This is a genomic window from Stieleria maiorica, assembly GCF_008035925.1.
GTDB classification, from domain to species: Bacteria; Planctomycetota; Planctomycetia; order Pirellulales; family Pirellulaceae; genus Stieleria; species Stieleria maiorica.
The window spans coordinates 2,507,664-2,531,341 of the sequence record NZ_CP036264.1 but is presented as its reverse complement, the minus strand read 5'-3'; the positions used below and the strand labels follow the sequence as shown (position 1 = coordinate 2,531,341).

General features: G+C 56.7%; 18 protein-coding genes. 6 read left to right on the top strand and 12 right to left on the bottom strand.

Going from position 1 to position 23,678, the window contains the following annotated elements:
* Positions 1-94 precede the first annotated feature (94 nt).
* The 5 genes from Mal15_RS08665 to Mal15_RS08645 all read left to right on the top strand — a co-directional run bounded on the left by Mal15_RS08665 (position 95) and on the right by Mal15_RS08645 (position 3,837).
* On the top strand, positions 95-472 hold the full coding sequence (locus Mal15_RS08665; protein WP_147867398.1) for a hypothetical protein: 378 nt from the start codon (positions 95-97) through the stop codon (positions 470-472).
* Positions 473-981: 509 nt separating this feature from the next.
* Positions 982-1,398 carry a nucleoside diphosphate kinase regulator gene (rnk, locus tag Mal15_RS08660; protein WP_147867397.1) on the top strand — a complete coding sequence of 139 codons (417 nt, stop codon included), beginning with the start codon at positions 982-984 and terminating at the stop codon, positions 1,396-1,398.
* A 274-nt stretch (positions 1,399-1,672) separates the two neighbouring features.
* Positions 1,673-2,092, top strand: coding sequence for a GreA/GreB family elongation factor (locus Mal15_RS08655; protein ID WP_147867396.1), 420 nt, complete (start codon positions 1,673-1,675; stop codon positions 2,090-2,092).
* A gap of 105 nt (positions 2,093-2,197) precedes the next feature.
* Complete coding sequence (gene rnk / locus Mal15_RS08650; protein WP_199773823.1) at positions 2,198-2,614, top strand: nucleoside diphosphate kinase regulator; 417 nt, start codon at positions 2,198-2,200, stop codon at positions 2,612-2,614.
* A 314-nt stretch (positions 2,615-2,928) separates the two neighbouring features.
* Positions 2,929-3,837 (top strand): c-type cytochrome, encoded by a 909-nt coding sequence (locus tag Mal15_RS08645; protein ID WP_233903347.1) that lies wholly within the window; start codon positions 2,929-2,931, stop codon positions 3,835-3,837.
* A gap of 104 nt (positions 3,838-3,941) precedes the next feature.
* On the opposite strand, the gene Mal15_RS08640 is transcribed toward Mal15_RS08645, so the two are convergent.
* The 5 genes from Mal15_RS08640 to Mal15_RS08620 form a co-directional block, all read right to left on the bottom strand.
* Positions 3,942-5,327, bottom strand: coding sequence for a sigma-54-dependent transcriptional regulator (locus Mal15_RS08640; RefSeq protein ID WP_390623506.1), 1,386 nt, complete (start codon positions 5,325-5,327; stop codon positions 3,942-3,944).
* Between the two features lie 92 nt (positions 5,328-5,419).
* The gene (locus Mal15_RS08635; protein WP_233903346.1) at positions 5,420-6,448 is read right to left on the bottom strand and encodes a sensor histidine kinase; all 1,029 of its coding nucleotides are present in this window, start codon (positions 6,446-6,448) and stop codon (positions 5,420-5,422) included.
* Between the two features lie 247 nt (positions 6,449-6,695).
* On the bottom strand, positions 6,696-7,271 hold the full coding sequence (locus tag Mal15_RS08630) for an MgtC/SapB family protein (RefSeq protein ID WP_233903345.1): 576 nt from the start codon (positions 7,269-7,271) through the stop codon (positions 6,696-6,698).
* Between the two features lie 1,040 nt (positions 7,272-8,311).
* Positions 8,312-9,523 (bottom strand): CynX/NimT family MFS transporter, encoded by a 1,212-nt coding sequence (locus Mal15_RS08625; RefSeq protein ID WP_199773821.1) that lies wholly within the window; start codon positions 9,521-9,523, stop codon positions 8,312-8,314.
* 605 nt (positions 9,524-10,128) lie between these two features.
* Positions 10,129-11,361 carry a sulfatase gene (locus Mal15_RS08620; protein ID WP_167546686.1) on the bottom strand — a complete coding sequence of 411 codons (1,233 nt, stop codon included), beginning with the start codon at positions 11,359-11,361 and terminating at the stop codon, positions 10,129-10,131.
* A 990-nt stretch (positions 11,362-12,351) separates the two neighbouring features.
* Here Mal15_RS08620 and Mal15_RS08615 point away from each other — a divergent pair.
* On the top strand, positions 12,352-13,233 hold the full coding sequence (locus Mal15_RS08615; RefSeq protein WP_167546685.1) for a site-2 protease family protein: 882 nt from the start codon (positions 12,352-12,354) through the stop codon (positions 13,231-13,233).
* A gap of 180 nt (positions 13,234-13,413) precedes the next feature.
* Here the strand turns inward: Mal15_RS08615 and Mal15_RS08610 are convergent, their stop codons facing one another.
* The 7 genes from Mal15_RS08610 to Mal15_RS08580 form a co-directional block, all read right to left on the bottom strand.
* Positions 13,414-14,352 carry a carbon-nitrogen hydrolase family protein gene (locus Mal15_RS08610; protein ID WP_147867391.1) on the bottom strand — a complete coding sequence of 313 codons (939 nt, stop codon included), beginning with the start codon at positions 14,350-14,352 and terminating at the stop codon, positions 13,414-13,416.
* Positions 14,353-14,711: 359 nt separating this feature from the next.
* Positions 14,712-16,877 carry a DEAD/DEAH box helicase gene (locus Mal15_RS08605; protein ID WP_167546684.1) on the bottom strand — a complete coding sequence of 722 codons (2,166 nt, stop codon included), beginning with the start codon at positions 16,875-16,877 and terminating at the stop codon, positions 14,712-14,714.
* Positions 16,878-19,161: 2,284 nt separating this feature from the next.
* Positions 19,162-19,659: a hypothetical protein gene (locus Mal15_RS08600; RefSeq protein WP_147867389.1), complete on the bottom strand. Its 498-nt coding sequence runs from the start codon at positions 19,657-19,659 to the stop codon at positions 19,162-19,164.
* A gap of 533 nt (positions 19,660-20,192) precedes the next feature.
* Complete coding sequence (locus Mal15_RS08595) at positions 20,193-20,642, bottom strand: hypothetical protein (RefSeq protein ID WP_147867388.1); 450 nt, start codon at positions 20,640-20,642, stop codon at positions 20,193-20,195.
* Between the two features lie 564 nt (positions 20,643-21,206).
* Positions 21,207-22,064, bottom strand: a complete 858-nt coding sequence (locus tag Mal15_RS08590; RefSeq protein ID WP_147867387.1) for a hypothetical protein — start codon at positions 22,062-22,064, stop codon at positions 21,207-21,209.
* A 19-nt stretch (positions 22,065-22,083) separates the two neighbouring features.
* Positions 22,084-22,869 (bottom strand): hypothetical protein, encoded by a 786-nt coding sequence (locus Mal15_RS08585; protein ID WP_147867386.1) that lies wholly within the window; start codon positions 22,867-22,869, stop codon positions 22,084-22,086.
* A gap of 137 nt (positions 22,870-23,006) precedes the next feature.
* Positions 23,007-23,405, bottom strand: a complete 399-nt coding sequence (locus tag Mal15_RS08580) for a hypothetical protein (RefSeq protein ID WP_147867385.1) — start codon at positions 23,403-23,405, stop codon at positions 23,007-23,009.
* Positions 23,406-23,678: the final 273 nt, after the last annotated feature.

Sequence of the window (23,678 nt, the reverse complement as noted above, 5' to 3'; positions counted from 1 at the left end):
GGATTGAAGGCATGCCAAGAAATTGCCGGATGCGTTCCCGCAAACAGCCCAACACAATTGCAAATGTCGGACCAGCACCTTCTAATTCGCCACAATGACCGACCTGTCGGGAAAGGTGGCAGACAAATCTGCAACGGGGAGGCAAAAACGTCAACTGCTGGATCGAGCGGGCAACGCAGGGAGACACTCTGATCCGGAAATCCGTCGCCGTTTGGCTCCGGCAGACGACTCCGCGACACGCTCGATTGCGTTTACTGAAAATCCAGCAAACCGTTTTGGGGTCAGTCCTACGGAAGCCTCCCGGAACCTCGTCCGCGCCGAATTAGCTTCGGTTGAAGTCCTGTGGGCAGACGCGAGCCAGCGCTGCAATGGACCGCCATTTGCAATGGTTGCGATGGAGTCGGCTTCCACTTACGCCAAAACGCGTGCGGGCGGGTTGTCGCCAACGAGCGTCATCAACGGATTCTATTAATCAACTTTATCCCTCATATTCCCCTCAAGGACGGTAACAATGCACGGTGACTCCTGGAGCCTCGACAACCAGTGGCTCAACGAATTCAGCGATGCGTTTGACTGCGGCACCCATCGCTTAATTCGCGAAATCTCGATCGACGCCCAACCCGATTGCGTCGTCCTTGAAGGTTGGGCTCGGAATTTCTACGCGGTTCAACTCGCGATCCATACCACTCAAATCTTCAGCCGTAGCCGCCCCCGTTTCCCACAGATTACGTTGCTTCTAAGGGTCGATGGACCAATGATGGAATTCAACATCGCCCACCGGGGCGAATCGCGAAAGGACGCGACGGTGTCAACTCCGCCAAACGCATGTCGTCACGAGTTGACGCTTGCACCGGTATGAAGGGCAAGCGAATAGGGCCGAAAGAGGGCTGTTGCGGTGTGGCGGTCGCCGATTCGTCCTATTGGCACAGTTATTGCTTTTGTTGGCCATCGTCCCACTCCCAACCAATGAAGCACACCATCATGAATCGCAAAAACAGAATCATCGTGACAGCGGAAGATTGCAGGCGTCTCGAAGACGTTTTGGTCAGTTCGTTTGCAGGGGCATTCTGCGACAAGCCCTACTTGAACGCTTTGCGAAACGAATTGGCCAACGCAGCGGTCGTTGCTCGAGAAGATGTCCCTGGTGACGTCATCACGATGAACTCGATTGTGCGGCTCAAAGACATCGCAAGCCGGGAGCTCAAAATATTCACGCTCGTTTATCCCGACGAGGCAAATATCGCGGAAGGAAAACTGTCGATTCTGGCACCACTCGGTACCGCGATCCTTGGCTATCGCGTCGGGGATACCGTCCGTTGGACCGTGCCCAGCGGTGAGGGACAGTGGCGGGTTGAGGCGGTTGTTTTCCAGCCCGAGCGTGAAGGCATCCTGGCATAGCACCGGCGGTTGCAAAACCTCTTGATGGGATTCTCGCAACGGAGTTCTCCGGAATGGATCGCACCTTCGTGCATGTCGAATGCGTCGCCGGAAACGGCGCGATTGTCTGGCCTGCGTGATCCCAATGCTTCGTGAAACTGATTCTAATCGACTGCGCTCGGGAACCGCCTACGAGTAGCGTCCAACGCGAATCGTATATTTTGTGTATCAGTACAGTATTTTTGTTTCAGTACAGTAATTGACCGGTAGCCCCGGTCGTTCCCTTAGGAAAACAATGTTTACGAAATTGATTGCCGTCACCCGAACGGACAAAACTCGATTGGAAGATCTGTTGCGACGCGAACTGACCCTCGGCTTGGGCGGTGATCGTCCACACCTGGATCGGCTGCAACAACGTCTGACGCAAGCCACGGTGGTGGATTCCCACGAGATGCTCCCCGACGTCATTACCATGAACTCCACTGTCAAGGTCCGCGATTTGGATCCCAGCGAAGCAGAAACATTGACGCTCGTCTATCCAGAGGAAACATGCGTATCCGAAGGAAAACTTTCGATCCTTTCGCTACTTGGTTCAGAACTACTTGGGATGCGCGTCGGCGAAATTGTGACCTTGGAAGTTTGGGGGCGAGAATTACGCAAACGCGTTGAAAGAGTTACATTCCAGCCCGAACGGGTGGGGGCATTCAATTTGTAGCCGTTCGTGCAGATTTATTTGACTCCCTGGGCACAGTCCTGACGTCTTCCAGCGCACATCCATTTGACCGAGTTTTTTATGTCCATCGCACATCCGCCCCACGTGGTGATCACCGCCGAAGATCGGCAAATCATCATCACCGCCGCCGATCAAACACGTCTGATCCAATTGTTAAACCGTGAATTCAGAGATAACGTCGGCTGCCGAAGTCATCTCAACCGTCTTCTTCATGAAGTTCACCGCGCCAACGTTGTTGATGCGTCGGAAGTTCCAGACAACGTTGTCACGATGGATTCGGTCGTCGAACTTCTCGATCCCGATACCAGTGAGCGCGGGGTTTTCACGCTGGTCTATCCGGAATCGGCGAGTGTCAAAGACAACATGCTGTCAATTCTCGCCCCTATCGGGACTGCGATTCTTGGTTATCGAGTCGGCGATACCGTTTCGTGGCCGACCCCGCGCGGGACGCGTCAGACAAAAATCGCAAGCCTCATTTATCAACCCGAACACTACCAACGTTGAGCCCCCGGCGCGGGACAGCCGACTTGGTGGTGATCGCGTCGACGCCAATCATGTTCGCAGCGAAAATCGTCCTGGGCGATCCTGTCAATTAAATTCAACGGGCGATCAGTACGCTGCACGGTGCATGACGAAGAACCTATCGCGACGTGCTCCCCAGCAGGGCTCGGTCGATAAGTGATGCTCGCTGATCCCCCGTGACGATGAGTTCACGCTCGCGGTCGAATGCATACCCAACCAAGACTTGCCCAATGTGGCGAGCGTCGCAAATCTCCGTGTGAACCACGTAACCCACGGATTGCCGGTTGGAGCACTCGATGATCCATTTCCGACAACCATTTTTGCAGAACAAAATGCCAAATCCCATATTTGAAAGACTTTTTTCTGCCGCATGGCTGACCGGCGTCCGCTCCTTGAGCTGCGACTGGGCTTTGACAACCCACCGCTTCCTGGGGATCTCCCTGCTGATGACAATCGCGACGATCGCACAAAGTCAAGATTCCGAGGAAACATACACGTCTCAATCGTACGCCGAGATCACTCGGTTGGGCGAAGCCATTATCGAGAATACACGTGAGCACCCACTGTCGCGCGACTATATTGGCAATCAACTCAACTGCACCTCGTGTCATTTGGAAAATGGCCGACATCCGATGGCGGCCAGTTTCATTGGAATCGCGACAGCCTACCCGGCCTGGTCCCCTCGTGAAAAGCGAGTCATCACACTGCAAGACCGCGTCCTGAATTGCTTCATGCGAAGTCAGAATGGGACGAGACCTCCGGTCGGCAGCAAATTGGCGATCGCGATTACAGCCTACATTACATCGCTTTCAGAAGGCCAGCCGATTAAGGTCAATCGTGACAAACCGTTGGGCCCCAACCACATGCCAACTCTGGAGCCCCCTAAAGATGCTCCAAGTATTAGGAGGGGCCGCACGCTGTACGCGGAACACTGCGCTTCCTGCCATGCAGCCGACGGGCTTGGCGGCAACGAAGGGCCGCCGGTCTGGGGGCCGCAATCGTATAACGACGGGGCGGGACTGAGCCGCGTCTCCAAGCTGGCATCATATCTGAAGGTTGCCATGCCTTTAGATGATCCGCACTTGAGCGACCAGGAAGCATTCGACCTTGCGGCTTTCGTGAATTCTCATCCACGGCCGAAGTTTAATTTGAAGAAGATGCTACCGACACAGGAAAAAATGGGCGAATACAACGGTGACCGGTAGCAGCCATCCCCTGTCAGACATGCGGGTTGGTGATCGGCCCACAACCCTTTGAAACCGGACGCTCGGCTTGAGGTGTTGTCCCAGGTCACAAAACCTATCGAGGCTTAGCGGTACTCATCCACGCAGATTCCATGGCGTTTGAGCAATTTGTTCAACCCTTGTCGTGACAAACCGGCTTGCCGAGCCGCACTGGCAATCACGCCGTCGTGTTTTTGTAGAAGAACCGCCAGACATTCGCGATCCGCATAGTCGAGCGCTTCATCGCGGGAAATCTCTGATAACTCAGCCTCCGGCCCCGACTGGCGTGGTCCGTCAAGAAGCTGGCGCGGCAAATCGTCCACTTCAATTTTCGTTCCGCGAGCCAATGCAATCGCTCTTTCCATGACATTGCGGAGCTCTCGAATGTTACCGGGCCAATGATTGCGACGAAAACACTCCAGAGTTTGCGGCGACAATCCCTTCACATCTGTTCGACCGGTGCCCAGTTGATTCAAAAAATGCGCGGCCAACAGTACCACATCGTCGCCCCGCTTTCGCAATGGCGGCAGATCAAGATGAATGACGGCAAGTCGGTAGAACAAATCTTGTCGAAATCGGCCTGCGTCCACTTCCTTTTGCAAATCGCGGTTGGTGGCGCAGATGAAGCGGGTATCAACTTGAACCGGGCGGCTCTCACCGACCGGCGTAAAAGTCTGTTCCTGAATCACACGCAACAATTTGGCCTGAGACGTATGCGGCAATTCCCCAAGTTCATCAAAAAACGCGGTTCCGCCGTCACAATTGCGTAGCAATCCCTTCTGGTCCTTGACCGCGCCCGTGAATGATCCTTTGACGTGACCGAACAAGACTGATTCGAAAAGCGACTCCGGGACCGCGGTGCAGTCGATGACCTGAATTGGATGATCGGCACGTGGGCTGTGGTCATGAATGGCTTTGGCGATCACTTCTTTTCCGGTCCCACTTTCACCGGTGATTAAGATGTTGGGGCTACTTGCCGCGACTCGTCCCACGAGGTCTAGAAGTTCGAACATCGGTTGGCTACGACCGATAATCCCTGGATACTCCTTGAGCGTGTCTGAGTCGTAGAAAGTTGAGCTGGGCTCGCGAGGTAAGATCACCGGTTGCCGGATCGCTCGACAGACTGCAGCCAACAGCTCCTCGAACTTAATCGGTTTCAGCAGGTAGTCGGCGATCCCTAGTCGCACGCTTTCGATCGCGCTGGGAACCGACGGAACGCCGGTCACTACAATCATTGGGATGTGTGCATACTTGGTTCGCCCTTCCTTCAACAGTTCAAGCTTTAAATTGCCCGGCATGTTTAGGTCTGACAAGATCAGATCAAACGAGTGGCCGTGCAGAACGTCGATCGCGCCATTGGCATCATTGACGCAAATGCATTCGTACCCCTCGTCACGCAACAATTCAGCGGTTGTGTCACGATACAACGGTTCGTCGTCAGCAATCAGAATGCGTTTGAACTGTTCGCTCAAGGGCGGCATAGTAGGGAGAATCTGACTCGCAAAAAGTGGCAGGTGAACGGAATTATCTGCCCCCGCACGAATGAATCGCCGAATGCGACTAATTATTCATCCTGCAAAGGCCGAGGCAATGAAAGTGTAAAACGCGTTCCGTGGTTGATCTCGCTTTCAACTCGCACCGAACCTGTCATCGTTTCGACCAAGCTACGCTTGACCGATAGCCCCAGCCCCAGCCCTTGGCCGACCTTCTCGGTCTTCGTGCTAAAAAAAGGATCGAAAATATGATCCAAGTGCTCGGGTGCGATTCCCTGTCCTTGGTCAACAACGTCGATCACGAGGTATGTCTCCCGCGTTTCAAGGATCACTTCCACCGTTTGACCAGCCCTGGATGCCTGCACCGCAATGTGGACCAGATTAAGTAAGACCTGCTTCAGCTCTCCTTCCAGCAACTCGACTTCGTCTGATTCCAGTTCGCCGCACGGTTTTTTCCCCGTAAGATTGAAAACCACTTCCACATTCAGTTTGCGGGCCAATGGTTGTGAAAGAGAGACGACTTCATCCACCGTCCGTCGAACAGAAAACCGAGTCGGTTGCTGCTGGCTCGGTCGATAGAGTTGATATATGTGATGTGTGATGCCGCTAATTCGATCGATTTCTCGATCGATCAACTCGAATTTGTCGTAGTGCCTAATGTCGCGGGGGAGATGACGCTTCATCAGCAACAGTGCGTTTCGTATCCCGGCAATTGGATTGTTGATCTCGTGGGCGACGCCCGCCGCCAATTCACCGAGTGCCGCGAGCTGCTGCATCTTGGCGCGATGTTTTTCTAGCTCGGCGACACGAGCGGTGCGTTCTTGAACAAGCTGTTCCAGATGTTTGTTGTGCAGCCGAAGTTGTTCGCGAAGCCGTCGCTTTTCGGTGATGTCCCGCACGCTGGCTCGAAACCCGAGGGGATTGCCACAGTCATCTTGTAGCGGTTGCCACGAGACGGCCATCCAAAGTCTGATGCCGTCGCAATGCAACACACGAGATTCTATGTTGTTTTCCGTGCTGCCGGCCGACGCATCACGCAAGTGCTTGGCCACTCGAACACGGTCTTCAGGCACCATCAGTGGCAGCGGATAGTCTGCCATCGCCAGACATTAGTTTGGTGAATACCCGGTGAACCGTCGGAGGGCCTCATTGACCCACAGTACTTCACCGTGGGAAGACAGCCAACTCTCCCAGTCGTATGTGCAGTTGGCAATCAGCCGGAAAAACTGTTCTGGGATTGGTTCGCCGCGACGGAGTGTTGGGATCAAGTTTCAGTTCATGGTGCGTGACAATCCCGGCGTGATCGACGCGTCGCCAGAGCCCACCGCGATCCACGGTGGTGCGCGGTCAATTGTGGGGAACGGACTGGTTCGACGTGTCGCTGTTGCGGAAGAAGGTCTTTGTAAGTGGCCGGAGCAGTCCGAGCACTAGGAGCGAAATCAAACCGGAGGCCGCTGCCAGTGCGTATTGGCCCAGTCCAGCGACAGTTCCGAGGGCCGCCGCCAACCATATCGAGCTTGCGGTGGTCAGCCCCTTCACCTGCACCTCAGGGCCAAGCTTGAGAATCGTCCCCGCACCCAGAAATCCAATCCCTGCCGCGACCCCTTGGATCACGCGTGTGACTTCATTGGAATCGTCCGGCGCGGTTTTGACGGCGGCGATCGTAAAAATCGCCGCCCCTAATGATACCATCATGTGGGTTCGGACTCCCGCCCACTGGCCCCGCAATTGGCGTTCCAAGCCGAGGGCACCTCCAAGTGATACGGCGATCAATAGCCGCACGCAGTGCATCGTAAATTCATCGATCCAAACGTGATCCGGCATCTGATGGCCTTTTTCTTGAGAACAAATGATTGAGCGACGTACCGCCATTCTCAGTTTTGTCCGCGCATGTAACGCGAGTGTCTGACCACTGCAATTCACGCCGCCGGGGAGTGTGGGGGGCGCACGCGGCGCCGAGTGATCCACGCATAAGTTCACGGTGAGCTTTCTACTCGGTTTCACAGACCGAAACTCTCTAGAGCAAGGTAGTTCGCCTGCTCCAATCGGTACCAAACGTGATTTAACGATCGCTTTCTGCAGCTATGATCCACTCCCTTGCCCGTCAACGTTTGGCGCAAACGCGGATTATATCTTTTGACGTCCTTAGCGTCGCACACTCGATTCCCCAACGGTCGTGCAACGCGCTTGCCAATCACGATGGCGACGTATTATACATTCACGAAACCCACGGCGGTGTCCGCGACTGTTGCTTGGTGTCTAGATCGTATACGAACGGATTGCCGTCGCTTGAGATTCGTTGTCGCAATGCGGCGTGCGCGTCGGGCGGCTTCGGAAACGGCTGCCATGACCATTTCATGCCTTGCGTAAACGGAAACAGGCGCAAATCCCGGCATGTTCAAACTGACTCGACAGGTTTTATCGCCCCCTCCGCGCGGCCCGTTTTCATCGTTTACCAGGACAGAAACCTCTGCAATGCGTGGCGCAAATCGCGACAACGTGTTTCGCACCAACTGACGAATTGCATCCCTAGTTTCGCTACCAACTTTGTCGATCGACGATGTGACAAGAATTTGCATTTGGGAATCTCTCCGGGTCAATGAGCAACAAAAAACAAAAAGGGTTGACAGACCTCGCCGCTCGCATCGCAACTCGCCTCACCGGGACGGCAAGCGACCAAAACCCGAGCGTGCGGCGAGCCGAGCCGTTTGGGTTATGGCGAACGCGTCGCACCGGGCGAGATCGGCACGGAAGGCTGTTCTCAGGTGACATGCGTTCGGCGTTGTACAGCCTTCAGCTACGCTCAAGCAAACCGTGTACCGGTTGCCACAGGTCTTTCAAACTTGCTCGAATACGTTGTGAAACGTAAGCGTTCCCTCGATTGGGAACCGTCTGCGGGTGTCTGCGTCGCGTCAACGATCGGACACAAACGTCAATCGATGTTGGCAGGGCTCGGCAAGACACTAGACACTTTTCGCTACCCCCGCCCCCAATCCCATCGCAAGCTTGAGTGCTGCCACCAGAAATAGCATGGTGATGGACCACGTCCAGGCTCCCGTATAGTCGAAAATCAGACCGAACAGTGTCGGCCCCGTCGCGGCAACCAGGTACCCGACCGACTGCGCCATTCCCGACAACTCCGTAGCCGATTCTGCATCGTGTGATCGAATAACGAGAAACAACAATGCGAGTCCAAAGCTTCCCCCAAGCACGAATCCAATTACCGATACCCAAACGACCGTAAGACCGTTGGGAGCAATCAACATTCCGACAAGCGAAAACGCCTCGGCGATGGTCAAAAACCACACCACGCCGCGTTGCTCACGCATCGCGCCGGCGATGGTCGGAATGATCAACGACCCGAGAATTCCCATGAATTGTGAGAGCGAGAGCATCCAACCGGAAAACGACGGTGTATATCCGCGAAACGTCAAGATCGCGGGCAACCACGCCAGCACTACGTAGAACGTAAGCGATTGCAAGCCCATAAAGAGAGCGACTTGCCAGGCCAATTTCGAAGCCCCCAGATCCTTCATCGCCCTGATAAAACTACGATTGGGCTCCGAGCGAGTGAGGCGACTGACCTGGGGAATCCACACCACAGCGGCGAAGAGTGACAAAACAGCCCAACTGCCAAGGGACCCACGCCACCCCAGCCCATCGGCAAGTGGAACACTGGCCCCCGCGGCAATCGTGGCACCTAAGCCCATCGTCGCGGAGTAAAGGCTTGTGACGGCACCTCCGCGTGACGCGAAGTTTCGTTTTGTCAAACTTGGCAGCAGGACATTGCCAAATGCGATCGCAACCCCCAACAGTAAAGTTCCGAGATAGAGTGTGAACACCGACGAGACCGAACGCATTGCGGTGCCAATCGCCAATAAGACCATTGCTCCGAGCAAGGTTCCGCCGATCCCGAGGCGACGGGTCAGCAACGGCGTCAACGTGGAAACGATCCCGAATGCAACCAAAGGAAGCGTCGTCAACAGCCCGATCAACGAATTTGGCAGCCCCGTCGATTGCTGAATCGGTTCAACCAACGGCCCAACACTCGATAGCGCCGGTCGCAAGTTGATCGCTATCAGCAGAATACCGGCAAGCAGCAACAGATCAGGCGAATTCGATTCGTCTCGGAATTGGCTGGTAGAGGACTCTGATTGCGAAGTTGGAGTCGGCAAGCGTCTTGATCGTTTTGTGTTGAGGGCGCGTTGATAGACTGCGAGGCTTCTTATCGCATGCAGACTTCTACCATGAAACGGAGTTGCCCTCTACGGAGCGAACGACTGATTTCGCAACTCGCAACAGCCAGCCCAACACGATCGATGAATGGGACTCCGATTAATCCTCCCGTCGAGAGTGACACCGCACGCCCGCGGGATCCGAACCGGCGGCTGAACTGAAAGGCAATTGCAGGGCCAAAACTGAAATACATTCAAGGGCGCCGGATAGGTGATGATTGAAGCCCAAAGCGTCGCCAAGCGTTTCCTGGGTGGCTACGGCAGTTGACGCTGCTGCCACTTGTCCTTGGGGTAATACTGGATGAAACCCTAACGCGATGGAAATACCGGGAAGAGCTGTTAATTCACCCGGAATTGCGTTCTGAATGTAGACCAAACCACACGATTCTCGTTTGAACGCGGCAGCAACGCCGACATTTGTTGCGTGAGTTGGCCAGGATCGACTGGACACCGTCGAAGCCACGTCGGTTCACGGCCAGGTTCTCGAACTCATTCGAGTCACGAGAGTGGTCGTAGAGTTCCTACTCGCCGGACGCATATCGGATTTACCGCCAGCGGGGCGTACGCAGAGCGTGGTGATCGACGAACGTCGTCAGCACCGGGTGCGGCCAGTCGCGCTTCGGGTTTTCCAGCACCGGCCGCAGGGAGTTCCCGTCCAAATTACCCGCCGGCTGGACGCCCGCGTAATCAAGGATGGTTGGGGCGATCGTTAGCAGATCGACGGGTTGGTCGTAACGGACGCCGCTGGGGATTCCCGGTCCGGCCACAATCATCGGCACCCGGGTGGTCTGCTCCCACAACGCTGCTTTACCCCAGTGCCGTTTCTCGCCCAGGTGCCAGCCGTGGTCGGAAAATAGAATCACGTACGTGTTGTCGGCATGCGGCCCGCGATCCAACGCCTCCAATACGCGACCCAGCTGGAAATCCATCGCCGTGGTGCATGCCAAGTAAGCCTGCAGCACGTCCTTCCACGTGCCGGTCCTCTCGGTCCAGTCCTGTGTGAAGACCCCAGGCGCTTCGACGTCCTGCGGTCGCCGGGGGCGTCGGCCGAAATACACCAAGTCGTCATTGTCGTTCGGCGGTGTCTTGGGCAGTTTGATCGTCGCCTTTGGAAACATATCGAACCACTTGCCGGCCGCGTAGAGCAACGTATGGGGTCCGTAGAATCCGCACCCCAACAGCAGCGGCCGGCTGTGGCGATCACCTAGCGCCGCGATCGTGCGATCGGCGATGATCGGGTCGAAGCTGGCAGCATGGTCGCGGTCCTTTGGCGGAACACCCCAGTCGGTGATTGCATCGCCCTGGTCGTAGTTCAGTTTCGGCTTTTGACGGGGACCGTAACTGGAGATGTTGGATCGCTGCCACTCGACGGCCGATTCGTCCGGGCGGCCGACGTGGAACAGTTTGCCGAACCCAAGAGTGCTGTACCCGGCCGACGCCAGAGCCTTCGGCAGCGAGACAGCGTCGGGCCGCCGCGACTGTTCTCGGAACCATTTGGACCGGTTCGCCGTGATATCGATCGTCGTCGGGCGCAACCCGGTCCAGAGGCTCGTCCGCGACGGCTGGCAAACCGGCGAGTTGCAATACGCCCGCGTGAAGAGCACACCGCGGGCAGCCAATCGGTCGATGTTCGGCGTGATCGCGTTCGGGTGACCGCCCAGACAGCCGACGTAGTCATTCAGATCATCGATGGCGATCACCAGAAAGTTCGGTCGCGGTTCGGCGGCCCGCATGGTCACGGCGGTCGCCATCAGCCCAACGGCAAGCAGCCATCGCATCGCCCCTCTCCCGCAAGTAATCATCAGCCAAACAGTCTCCAGCAATCTCGATGTCGTGGACCAAATCGGACACCGGCGAGGTTACTCCACTCGCACGCGGATTTCCACACGGTCGATGGTCATCCCAACTCGCCAGCGCCGGGGGCAGCATTGGAATGGATGAAGCTGCCGGATGACGGTGGATTGCCGGTCCGAAGCTCTTGCCGCGCAGAACGCGTGCGTGATCGACGACGCGTCCGTACGTCCCTCGGCCTCACCGCAGTTCCAGAATCAAGTGTCAAGGACATCGCCCGAACACCGTATTCAATCGGCATACTCGCTGTCGCCGAACGCACCCAGCGAATACCACGCTCGCTCTCTCCGGCCCATTAAGCCAGCCATGGTAAACCTTCCCGTGACTCTGCAAACCCTAACGCACTTACCCGAGTGTGACGACGCTGCGAACGTTGGGGGGGGAAGACAAAAGATCCACCGTTTGGTGGCCTGGCCGGGAAAGTCGCGGACGAAAAAGGGGGGCGCTCCATGGAATCCGGAAACAGAGCGAAGGTGCTCGATCGGTATGGGTTGGGCGCCGCAATTGAAAGCCAAGCTGACGAAATCAAATTTGCCGACCGGTCGGCGCGCACGACAAGCTGAGCCTCCTTTAAGCCAGCCACACCGCCCAATCCAGAGCTCGCACCTCAGTATTCCTGTAGGGCGCAAACAAATGGCACCATTTGTTTGGACGGCGGTCGGCTTACTTCGACCACCGTTTTGGCTGGTTGGTTCGCACTTTCTGTTACCCGCGGCACCTGTTGGTCGACTCGCTGTAGACCTCGGCAGCCCTGAAATGCTTCGACTGAAACAGCGGCTGTAGCGACGCGCAGGAGTCGGAACCGCAAGGTTACGTTCGGCGTTTCCTGGTTCCGGCGTTGACCACCGGCGAGCTCGCCATCCGCAAGCGAGCAGTGAGACATGTCGTGCTCACTCCAGCGCGGTATAGTCTTCAGCATGCAAGCAGAGCAGCCAGCACCATTGCCTCGGACAAGCGAAACAAACCTCGATGCCGAACTTGTCGATCCCCAGGATTCTGTGTACCGATCTCGTCTGCGCAGGCTTTTGCCGATCATTCTCTTCGTCGCCACCTTCCTCAGCACGTACCTGGCAGGCGGTCTGGCTTTTTCTCTGGCCCTAATGTCTACCTTATTGACCCACGAGCTGGGGCATTATCTTCAGGCTCGACGGTATGGTGTCCCGGCAAGCCTGCCTCTCTTTATTCCCATGCCGATCAGTCCCATCGGCACGATGGGGGCCGTCATCCTGATGGAGCCCGGCATGGGCAACCGCCGAACACTGTTTGACATTGCGATTACCGGACCGCTTGCCGGACTGGTGCCCGCCTTGCTGTTCTGCATTCTGGGACTGCAATGGTCAGAGGTCGTGGTCGTTACCGACAATCAAATGGGATTGATGTTGGGTGAGCCACTCTTGTTCAAGCTCCTGATCTACTTCACGTTTGGTTCTTTGGCAGAGGGACAGGACGTGCTCCTGCACCCGGTCGCCTTCGCTGGCTGGGTTGGCATCTTCATCACGGCGTTGAATCTTTTTCCGATCGGACAGCTGGATGGTGGACATGTTCTGTACGCTCTGTTGCGTCGGCGGGCCCACACGTTGGCCAAAGGTCTGCTGTTGGCTGCCGCGGTGGCGGTCGTCCTCTGGGGCTACTGGGGCTGGACGCTCATGCTGATCTTGTTGGTGTGGATGGGGCCCGTACATCCGCCAACCGCAGAAGATGCTGTCTCCTTGGGAACTGGCAGGAGCTTTCTGGGTTGGGCCAGCTTGTTGTTTGTGCCATTGGGATTCACTCCCGTGCCTTTCTACTTGCCAACGTGATCAGAGTCTGCAAGCTGTGTCTCCCAATAGGCACGGCCCTGTGGTTGACTTGTTCAGCAGGTGGCGGTCGGTGGCCTGGCAACGCGGTCAGTCCTGCAATGCAATTCGTCACGAAACCAACGACCGAGTTCGTTCGCATCGATCGGCAGAGCATGATGGCCAGATCGTATTCCCAGCGAGTCATTCGGCTGTCGCGCTCCGAGTATCGTCTTGCCGCACAAGCTCGCCATACAGGTCGGGACGTCGCTGGGCGAAATTGCGGCTGGTCGACCGCACGTGACGGACCCTTGCCATGTTGATCGTTGCAGTGATGTACGACTCCTGCCCCGGGGGACTCTGAGCAAGGATTTGGCTACGGCCGTCTCCGATCATTGTGCCTCCGCCGTAGGCTTGGTTGGAAGTAACCATGGCGACGTGGCTTTGAAACATGATCGAGCGGACGATGAAGTCCTCCACGGTACCACGTCGGCCGTTGATCCAAACGATCAACTCGGCACCACGTAGTGAAAGAACACGCGGCGGTTCGGGAAACCAGCCGTCATAACAGGTCATGATTCCGACTCGGCCGAAGTCCAACTCGAATACCGGCAAATCGTCCCCTGCTTGCATGACCCATTCTGGATCGTGCTCAAGCATCCACCGGCGGCTCTTGCCAACGGGCGGCCGCTTCCACGGATCGTCGCCCTCGAAGTGGTCGATGGCCGGATGTGTCTTTCGATAGCGGCCGATAATCTCTCCCTTTCGACCGAAGACCAAGGCCACATTGGCAAACGTGCCGTCGCCAGACTCTTCCCAGCAACCGACGATCACATAGATGGAATTGTTGCGAGCTGCCTCAGAGATCGGCTTGGTCGCCGGCCCAGGCACTTCGATGTGTCCGAGCACATACTCAGGGAACACGACCAGCTGAGCTCCATCGCGACCGGCGCGATCGATATAGGGCACCAACTTGCCCGACGGGTCGAATTCATCACGTGGGAGTTCGCCCTTGTCATAGCCACTGACCTGCACAGCGGCGACCTTCACTGAATCCGGTTTCGGCACGGAGGCTTGTTGGGCAACAACCGCGTCTGCAAGGCAAAAAACACAGACACCGATAAGAAAGTGGATTCGCGACATGATTACCAGTTCCTATGCTTTGGCCCAACTTCGTGACCGCACTGCGACGGACAAATGCGACGCTCAACTATCGCAAGTATCATACCACCCGGTGCTAGTTCGCGCGGAAATACCGCCACTACCGGTCTTTCTGTGCAGACTGGATCGGTGTTTCGGTTGAGTCACGTAACCGAGACAAGGTCCACATTCCAATGCCGCTTCCTTCCAATCCAGTCCGAGTTGTTGAGAACAGTGCATGGCGTCAGTTCGCGCTCGAATCGTGACGGCGAACAAGCCGCGTGTTGCGGCGGCAACTGTGCGAACGCCGAAATGAAATCACCCAATCAACAATGGCTCCGACCTCATCTTGACGACGGTGCTCATGCTGGTTGGTATTCGGCATCATACCAGCCCGCATCGGTCCACACCTGAACCCGCCGCGGAACAGCATGCATCCAAGATGATCGAAGCTGTTCACGCCGCTCCCAGAGCATGCGTTTGAGAGCTACCGGAAGCACAATGCCCTCAAGCTGCAGGAGCCGAAAGATATCCTCTTTCGACGCCGTTTCGCGTCCGATACTCCGGTTTCCGCCAGGATAAACCTTTCCAAATTCGGGATGGCCCTCCCAGGCATAACGTGAATGATTGAATATCTGCATCCATAGGGAAATCCACGGAATGATCTTTTGGTACTCCGTCGTTCCTTGATGCATTCGCACCTCAAGCAACTGAACGTTGGCGTTCATTCGCCGCAGATTGATCGAATGATATCGCGGGAAAGACCACTGACGCACGCACTGGTTGAAGGTTTGCAGGGTCAACTCGCGTAGAGGCTTGCAGTACTCATTGCGGCTCCGTTTGCTGTATGTCCTATTGCCGAGCCATTGAAAAAGCCGTGACGGCGCGACAAGAGTAAAAAGCCCCGCCTCCAGCCGGGTGAGCCTTGCGGCAAAGCCGTGTCTGCGTTCTGGCGTATTGAGCCGAGTTGCAAGTGTGATGTGCAAGCCGGTCTGGGCGTTCACACGAAGGTTTGGTGACCGCTCAACGAGGTCGGTCACCGCCTCCGAAACTCTCGCGAGTTCAGCAAACCCTTCAGCATTGACAAGGATCGGGGAGACAATTTCCCAACCGCACGAGGCGTCATACGTGACGCGCCATTGGGTTGTGTCACTGCTTTGGTGATAGTCTAGTGGGCGGTCACAGACCGGCAAAACGGCGACTCGCTGAATACAGCGGATGATCTCTTGCGCAGTGCGGGCCCACGTGTGATCTATATCCGGCTCGTAGGATCCCCGTGCCGAGAGTTCGATCTCTACGCCAAAAGTCTGATCCTTTGTGAAAGGTATCCCCACAACACCGTCAAGAACAAGATCTTCAAATTTCGGTGTGTCTTCAGGCTCGGCATGTCGTATTGCCCTGCCAGTTGACCGGTATGAAGCCCTGGTCGGCTTTGTGTTTACGTAATCTTCGGCATGAAACAGGCGAGAGCCCATTTGTTTGACCGAGTCCGTGAATTCGATGATCCGAAACTTGTCCTTCTTTTCGGTTTTTCGTGCTCCGCGACCTACCATTTGGGCGAGCAGGGTTAGGCTGCTTGTTGGCCGCGCAAGGAAGATCGTGTCGATCTCGGGAACATCGAATCCCTCGGTGAGCATCTCGACCGTCACGAGCACGTTTAGTTGACCATTCCGAAAGTCTGCAATGGCTTTGTTATTCCGCTCCGCCACCTGAGATGAATGAACCGCACGGCAAGCGACTCCCCTCCGGGAGAGCTGCTGGGCCAACTTGTTCGCATGCTCAACATCGCACGCGAAGATAACGGTCCGCGCGAACTTGCCCGCGCCATAGCCGCGAAGAAACGTCGAGACGATTTTCTCATTCCGATCCTCGCGGTTGCCTAGATCCGCTAGCGCATCGGATCGAATGCAGTCGCCCGAGAAAATCGGGTTCCACGTTTCACCCGTTGCGACCGCCTGCACGGTGGGGACCGCTAGGTACTCAGGGCAAAGATCGGCAAAAGACTTTGCGTAGGCGATGCGATGCGTCGTGGTGTCCAGGCTCGGCGTGGCAGATAGGCCAAGGACGCTCGCCTTCCCGAGGAACTGGCTGAGCAACTCTTTACCTAGCCTTGCCTTTGCAGCCCAGTGGCACTCGTCCACCACCACAAGGAGGGGGTCTCGCCCTGGCAGGGGAAACACGTGACCGCCAGCGCTCCGCGAGCACCAAGTTTGAACGGTTGAGAAAACGAATCGCGCGTCGAGCGTTTCGCGGAATTGTGGTAGGCCCTTGCCGACTCTCCCGATATTGGATGAAGCAATCATGTCGGTGTTGATCAATCCGCACGACGCCTGCGCCACAAGCTCCCACCGATTCGCAAGCCAAAGAACTTTGCCCGTTGGATGACGTCTGAGGTGACGGCACGCGATGTGGAGGGCCACCAACGTTTTTCCAGATCCGGTTGGCAGGCTGACGACTTGCACGCGTCCCGGGTCGCTGCGAAGTGCACGTTCGGTCTGCTTGATCGCTTCAATTTGGTAAGGTCTCAACGTGCTACTGGCCCATTGTCCGTCTGTCGGAGTAGAGGGCATCAGTACCGAGCGAGGCTGCGATCGGGAAAACAGATCGCTAGAACCAAGTCCTGGGACGGGGGCGTCAATTGTAGTGAGCGTCATGATTTCTACTTCCACGAGGTGAATGTGAGGCTAGGCGAGGCCTGCCACTGGATCTCTTTTGCGTCATTGCAAGTGGAAGCAAACAGTTCGAATTCACCAAATTTCTCGCACCGAAACCGAAAGTGCTCGACGGTATTTGCCCCACCTAAAGGTCAGTTGGAGATGTCGTTCTCAACGCGATGGAGCGAGTCGTCTGCTTGTCAATGCCGTTCGTGCGACACGCTCCCAGCTCGTCGGCCGCGAACGATAATGCGGGTGCCGTCCTACAAGACTTGGCCTGAGAGATCTTTATTTTGATCCGAGGTGAATTCAACGTCAGCCGCGGCGACCTTCAAATGAACCGATTCGCCAACTGCCCTGATGGTCGACCAATTGCGGGGATCCCGGGACTGTCCTGGCAGTCTGCCAACCGGTTCGCAACACGTGACGAATCGGGCCTCCTTCGAGTCAGCCACACCGCCCAATCCAGAGCTCGCACCTCGGTATCCCAGGAGGGCCTAAAACAAATGGTACCATTTGTTTGCGGCATTAACTCTTTCACAGTGGCCACAGTTCTGGCTGGTTCTGCCGCACTTTGTATCCCCGCGGCACCCGTTGGTCGACTCGCCGTAGACCTTGGCGATCGAGTAATGCTTCGACTGGAACAGCGGCTGTAGCGACTCGCAGGTGTCGGAATCGAAAGGCCGTCTTCAGCGTTTCGCGGTGCAGACGTTGTTCGTGAGGGCACGCCTGAGACTGGCGTCCTCAGCACAGCATCGCACGTTGGGCAGCTACCGACAGAGTGCATTGATCTTCGCACGGGATCTTCACGGCGGCGGCCGCTGGTATTTGATGCGGGGGGATCGAGATGAGCGTTCGCGTTGAGTGGGTAGGGCCAGTCGCGACCGCGTTCCAAGGCATCAACGGGCCGACGGACGAGCCGATTTTTTGGTGTTTTGGGCGGCGCAATGTCAATTGGATTTGACTTTTTTCCAAATCCATTCACCCGAAAGAGCCACAGTATGTTTCTCTGTAATCAGCGCTACGACTGCCAAATCTACGTCGTTAGCAAGTCCCACATCGCAAACCAGTTCTATGGGTACATCGGCGGAGAGGACTACTGCCTTGCCGATGGTACCATTTGGCGGACCAGCTCGCCGATCTGCAGAATTCGGAGGGAACAGTCCCCTCGTGCCATCGTTTTTCGCAGGGGAGGCCAACACTTCATGGCAGTGCAAGGAATGCGACGCACGGTGGAGGTCGAAGCCGTTCACCTGCCTCGATTTGTGCTTGAAACGCCGCTGAATCGCCCCGAAAAACACGAACTAGAGGAACTGCTAGCTATACCTACGCTGACCAAGCGGGCGTTCGCAAAGTGGAAAATTTGGAAGTGCATACGGCAGTGAATGATAGCTAGCGCATGGTGCCGACCCGAAGTAAGCATCGGGGATCGGCACAAGACTTATCACGGCAGGCGAATCGGCGGACCGCAATGACGGCCCCGCTGATGGCGGGAGTAATTGTGCCTTCCTGCGTTCAAACTGTGGGCTGGACTCTTCGTCCACACGAGGGGCATTCGCCATGGACACGTCTGACCCGCGTCGCTGACAACCAGCCAGTGACACTATAGCGTGCCGACCGGTCGGCACGGGCGAAGAACTGAGCCTCGTTCGGATCGGCCTCGCCGCCTAATCCCGGGCTCCCGCTTCGGTATCCAAGAGCTCCCTAAACAAATGGTGCCATTTGTTTGAATTGGCGGATCGCATTCTGCGGTCGCCGTTTAGACTGGTTTTGCCACACTTTGGTTTTCCCCGTCTTCATCGGCTGGTCTGGTCGTGTGACTGTGTTTCGGGGGCGTCCCCGCGCCACGACGCGCCCGAAGGCTCCCGACTGAGCTTCTTCGGCGGCAAGCGATTTGTCGCCTTACGCTCGCAATCCAGAAGACGTCGCTCTTTCAGTCCGGTCTGGGGCGTGCTGCAGTGCCCGCCCGGCCCAGTTCGTCCCTGGACGAGCGCCCGATCTATCAGTGGTGACAAGGCCGCACGCCCGCCGAACGTGCGGTCCACCGTGAAACAAGCCCCAGATGCCGAGTGGGAGAGACGAGTTGAACGCGGCAACCTGCTGCGGGCAACAGACCGGGAAAACTGCGAGAGGGAGTGCCTTGGCTGGATCGCAGTCTTCAGTAGGGCGGGTGGTCGAACTCGTAAAACTCGTGTGCAACTTCGGGATGGGTTCGTGTAATTTCGGCGATCACCATCTTGTCCGTCCGCTCGCGGATCGCGGCGTAAAAGACCTGATCGGCGATCGACTGCGACGATTTGTGGCACGCCCCAATCAAGTCGTCGTAGTTCGTGCATTCGTGGCGACAGGCGGAAAGATACGAGTTGGGAGTGTTCGACCATCGCATTCCAAGGTCATAGTCCTCCTGGCTGCATCTAAACTCGTTTTCGGCGTCAAATCCCGGCAGCTCCGCGGTGATCCGGCAGGCGGCCCGGGCGTGTGTCTCCGCCTCCTGTTCAATGTCGTTGACATATCCTTCGACGCAGCTTCCGCAGAAATGACCCTCGAATTCGTCGGCATAGTAAGCCTCGTTCGCTATTTGATCGCCGCACAATAAGCAAAACAAATCGCCGAGATCGAGTTCGTCGACGGGGACGCCAATCGGGGTGAATTTCATCTCGTTTCTCTTTGGTCAAATTCGAAACAACGGGATCGAAACAACAGGTCAGTACCTGCCGTTGAAAGCATGTGCTACACCTCAAGTTGACCCGATTCCTTCAACAGAACCAAATTTGGGACCTGGTGACGGACTAAACGCGACGGAGCTCGAGCAAGCCCGAGGTCAGCTAGGGATGACGATTTCTGCGAGATCCGCCACGACTCCCTGCTCGGGTGCCGATTTCGCCGCGGGATTCTGATTCGGGATTCTCGTCCCTGTAGCACGACAAATTACGCGTCGACCGAGCTTTGCGAACGAGCCGGGCCCCAGAAATCTGACTTCGGCGGAGCGAAGTTTTTGGCCCATCACCCGTTTACGCTACGATTAGACCGATCGCTCGCGGCTGGTTTTCGTTCCAATGCCTTTGCCCCAGGTTTTGGTCGGCCAGTCGCGGGCGTTCTTTACGCCGGGCTCTTTGGTTAGCTCCAATCAGACCGACGTGAGAACCATAATCAAACATCGGCACCGGCAGCAGTGCTGTCAGGGGGAATTCAGTGACGATCGGGCACTAACGTTTTCGTTGCCTCCGCCATTAGTTCAATTGCAAGAGCAACCCGTTCGGCCTCTTCCGCAATTCTCGCATTGACTTTAACTGCAAGTAGCATCAATTCCGGGATTTGACTGGCGACTGCAACCCTCGCTTCTGGAGGTACTTCTTCGTCCAACAGCCAAACTCTGTAATCGACGCCGTCGTACTGTTCCGAGACCGCGAGGTGCAAACACCCTCTGGGATGGCCGTCCAAGCGGCCAAATTCTAAACAAACCTTTCTGTAAGGCTCAACGAAGAACTTGACGCTTTCATCGGGAACTTGAATCGAGCACTTTTCGTGGCGACTCCCTGGGATCGATGCGAGGTTTTTCTCGGCAATTTCAATCATCCGATCTACTCGCTCGAACGCTTCAGTTGTTCGAGCGGTCTGTGTAAGTGCTAATTTGCTCATGGTCACCATCCTGTACTTGGTTCTGGAAGTTCGACGCCATAATTCATGGTCGTCAGACGCGAAAGATCCACTTCATCAAACACAACACCAGGGTTATCGCACGCCGCGTCAAAATTCAAGGGCGACGAGTTGCCGGTCGGTATAAGGTGCGTCTGAGAGCGAGCTACGGGTTCTATATCTGAGGCAACTGACACGGTTTACAAGGTGAAGTCTTTCGGGAAGTCCGTAGTGCACTCGCGTGCTATGTAGCGGATTGAGGCACTGCTCTACGTTCGCAGAGTTTTCCATGGGGAAGCGTTTTCTAATCCGCCAATACCTCAGGCATACGCGGTCCGAGGGATCGTCGCGATAATAAGGCGGCGTGTTCCCCCAGTTCGCACACACAGCTGCTGTGACGGCTCCCCGGCAGCGTCGCGAGGAATTTCTCGGCGACAGCAACGGCGTCATTCATCGCCGCAAGATGGTTTTGGGATTCTGCGTTTGGAGAATGCATGGGTGGGCCCGCGGGTTGAGGCGAAGTAGTCGTGATGGGGTTGGGTTCGGTTCGGGGTGACGGAAGACTGACTATTTGGTTTTGCGCGAGTAGGAAATGACGCGTCTGCTTCTGCTTTGCCGGACGAGACGTTGGTACGTCTGCTGAATGCCGACGAAGCGTCGAAACGATCGGTCGGCAAGTTTTCGGATGTGATCCGCGTCGGATTTGTTTTCATGTCCGTTGAGGGCGAGCAATGCGCAGCGCATCGCGTCCAGTTGGCTGATCGCCACGACCTCTGCCATCAGGCCCAGGATGGGATCTTCGACGTGCTCCGCCTTGATCTTGTCTTCGATCCCCTGGAGTCTGGCCATCATCGCTTTGGTAAATACGATGCTGTCGCTCGAAATCCCGCTCAGCACCGCCTGCTTGGCAAACCGAATCAGGTCCGCCGTCGATTCGAGAATCTCGGGCGCTTGCTCGATCAGCTCATCGAGCCGCCGTATGGCCTCTGGGTCTCCCGCGTCGGCCCGCCTGCAGAGCTTGCCGAATGCGTATTTGGCGGGAAGGACCTTCAGGGCTTCGTCGATTCGTTCCCGGTCAGGCTTGGTTGCGGCGGGCTGCGTTGCTTGGCCCGGTGCGTCTGGCTTCGACATCGGGGACGGTTCCTTAAAACGGGTATCGGCGAGTCGTAGGAACACGAAAAAGTGATTCATGAGGGCTTCAAGCAGCTTCATGGTCTGCTCGATCTCGCGGCACTCTTGGCGGATCGCGTTCATTTCCATTCGGAGCACCTTTGTGAGCGCTTTTTGCAGCTCGGATTTCCGGTAGATGAAGCGAACGAACGGGTTCTTGTAGCTCCCGAGGTGACGCTGCACGACCTTCCCTTGTTGGCGTGAGACTTCTGTCACAAACGAGTTGACGCCGATTCGGCGGAGGTTGATGGACATGCGAGTTCTCCGTCGATGGCTAGGCGGCGATTCGTGGGTCAAGGATTCTGCGAGCGGCCTTGGTTGGCGTACGTCGCCAGTGGGCCTCCAGGGCGTCTGTAACGTGATCTAGGACGCATTCGGCGTAGGGACGGGTATTCGGCTCCCGGTCGAGTAGCTGCCGGTAGAAGGGCAGCAGCTTGCTGTCGTAGAACTCGGCCGCCGGTTCGCGGGATGCCATCGTCAATTCAAGTTGCTCTCGCTGTCGGCCTTCTGCGGTTCTCAGATCGTGTTCGACTCCGCATCCGATGAAAGGCAGATGCAGCAGCCAGTGTTCGGCGACCAGCGGCCCGCCGAAGTACGCGTGCCAGTACAGCTCGCGACGGACGATGTCGTCGCGGTGGCCGGCCGCGTGAATGATCTTGCCGTCGATCGCCCGGACCGCGTGCAATCGATCGCCGACGTCGAAAAAGATGCTGCAGTAGTCGTGGGCGACCTGGACGGGGAGACGGGATGCCTCGGCGGCAATGGTGAGGTCGCGAACGGCAAGAACACGCGATTCCAGAGTCAGACGTTTCAGTCGATCGTTGTGGATCGCCAGCAGCGGCCCGATCGAGAACTGTCGAGCGCCGTCGAGGGATGTAATCCACTTTTTGCCGTGCTCAAGAAACTCGGCGAGGTCCCAGCACGTCGCGTCCGGCAGCGGAGCCGGATCAGCGATCGGCACGGATTTCCTGGCAAACTGCCAACGCCAATCCGGATCGCGGAGGCCGTTGGTTGCCGTGTAGCTTCGCCCAGTGCGTTCCTTCGTCGCTGTGTCGGTCATTTTCGTGTTTTTCGTCTGTGTGATTTCGATGGCAGAAAACAGGACAAGTGCATCACCGCATTACACTACATCTCGAGATTCCACCAAGTTTGGCCGTGTCGCTGCGCCGCGGCGGGGCTGAAAATCGCCGGCAGATTTCAATCGTGAGATCGTTTGGCCCGTGCTCGCTTGAGCATGGCGACTTCGGTTTGAATCGCGTTGGCGAGCCATTGCTGGAAGTCAGCCGGGCTCTCAGGCAACTGCTCGATGGGATCGTCAAAGTACGGCGTTTCAACGGGGACCACCTCAACCGCCAGCCCGATTGCACTTACCTTGAGCACGTAGTCGTTTCGTCGCTTCCGAACGGTGGCTTTGGGTTTGATTTGGCTGCCCAGGCGGCAGCGGACATCAACGATCTTCCAGGTCGTTCCGTCGCCGAGTTGGTAGATTCGCCCGTAATGGAAGCCGATGAAGGCATTGGCGATGTAGGAATCACTGACGATCATGGCATGGATCTCGCAGTAGCTGACAAGGCGGGGATTTGACTCGCCAGTCACGATGGTGGTCCCCGGCGTCAAAAGTCAACAGCGCCGCTTTTTTCGATCGCCTGACTGCCGGCGAGTGGTTCAAGTCAGGCGGTCAATTGCGGCACGCTGGGTGGATCACACATGCGGGGGCACAGGTCGCTGCAGCAGGTATGGAGCACCCTCTGTGCTGGAGCAATTCAGCAACCCGCTGGTGAAAACTACGGTCACCAAAACTCTACGGCGGCGTGTGCGAGAGCGGGGCGTCGTTGCATTGGAGGGAGTGCCGGGCCGTCAGCACGGCGA

Excerpts from the sequence above, each read along its gene's own strand:
- Mal15_RS08610 (WP_147867391.1), bottom strand. The coding sequence starts at position 14,352 with ATGTCGCGAATCCACTTTCTTATCGGTGTCTGTGTTTTTTGCCTTGCA.
- Mal15_RS08665 (WP_147867398.1), top strand. The coding sequence starts at position 95 with ATGACCGACCTGTCGGGAAAGGTGGCAGACAAATCTGCAACGGGGAGG.
- rnk (WP_147867397.1), top strand. The coding sequence starts at position 982 with ATGAATCGCAAAAACAGAATCATCGTGACAGCGGAAGATTGCAGGCGT.
- Mal15_RS08595 (WP_147867388.1), bottom strand. The coding sequence starts at position 20,642 with ATGAGCAAATTAGCACTTACACAGACCGCTCGAACAACTGAAGCGTTC.
- Mal15_RS08620 (WP_167546686.1), bottom strand. The coding sequence starts at position 11,361 with ATGCGATGGCTGCTTGCCGTTGGGCTGATGGCGACCGCCGTGACCATG.
- Mal15_RS08615 (WP_167546685.1), top strand. The coding sequence starts at position 12,352 with ATGCAAGCAGAGCAGCCAGCACCATTGCCTCGGACAAGCGAAACAAAC.
- Mal15_RS08590 (WP_147867387.1), bottom strand. The coding sequence starts at position 22,064 with ATGTCCATCAACCTCCGCCGAATCGGCGTCAACTCGTTTGTGACAGAA.
- Mal15_RS08645 (WP_233903347.1), top strand. The coding sequence starts at position 2,929 with ATGATCCATTTCCGACAACCATTTTTGCAGAACAAAATGCCAAATCCC.
- Mal15_RS08635 (WP_233903346.1), bottom strand. The coding sequence starts at position 6,448 with ATGGCAGACTATCCGCTGCCACTGATGGTGCCTGAAGACCGTGTTCGA.
- Mal15_RS08585 (WP_147867386.1), bottom strand. The coding sequence starts at position 22,869 with ATGACCGACACAGCGACGAAGGAACGCACTGGGCGAAGCTACACGGCA.
- Mal15_RS08655 (WP_147867396.1), top strand. The coding sequence starts at position 1,673 with ATGTTTACGAAATTGATTGCCGTCACCCGAACGGACAAAACTCGATTG.
- Mal15_RS08600 (WP_147867389.1), bottom strand. The coding sequence starts at position 19,659 with ATGAAATTCACCCCGATTGGCGTCCCCGTCGACGAACTCGATCTCGGC.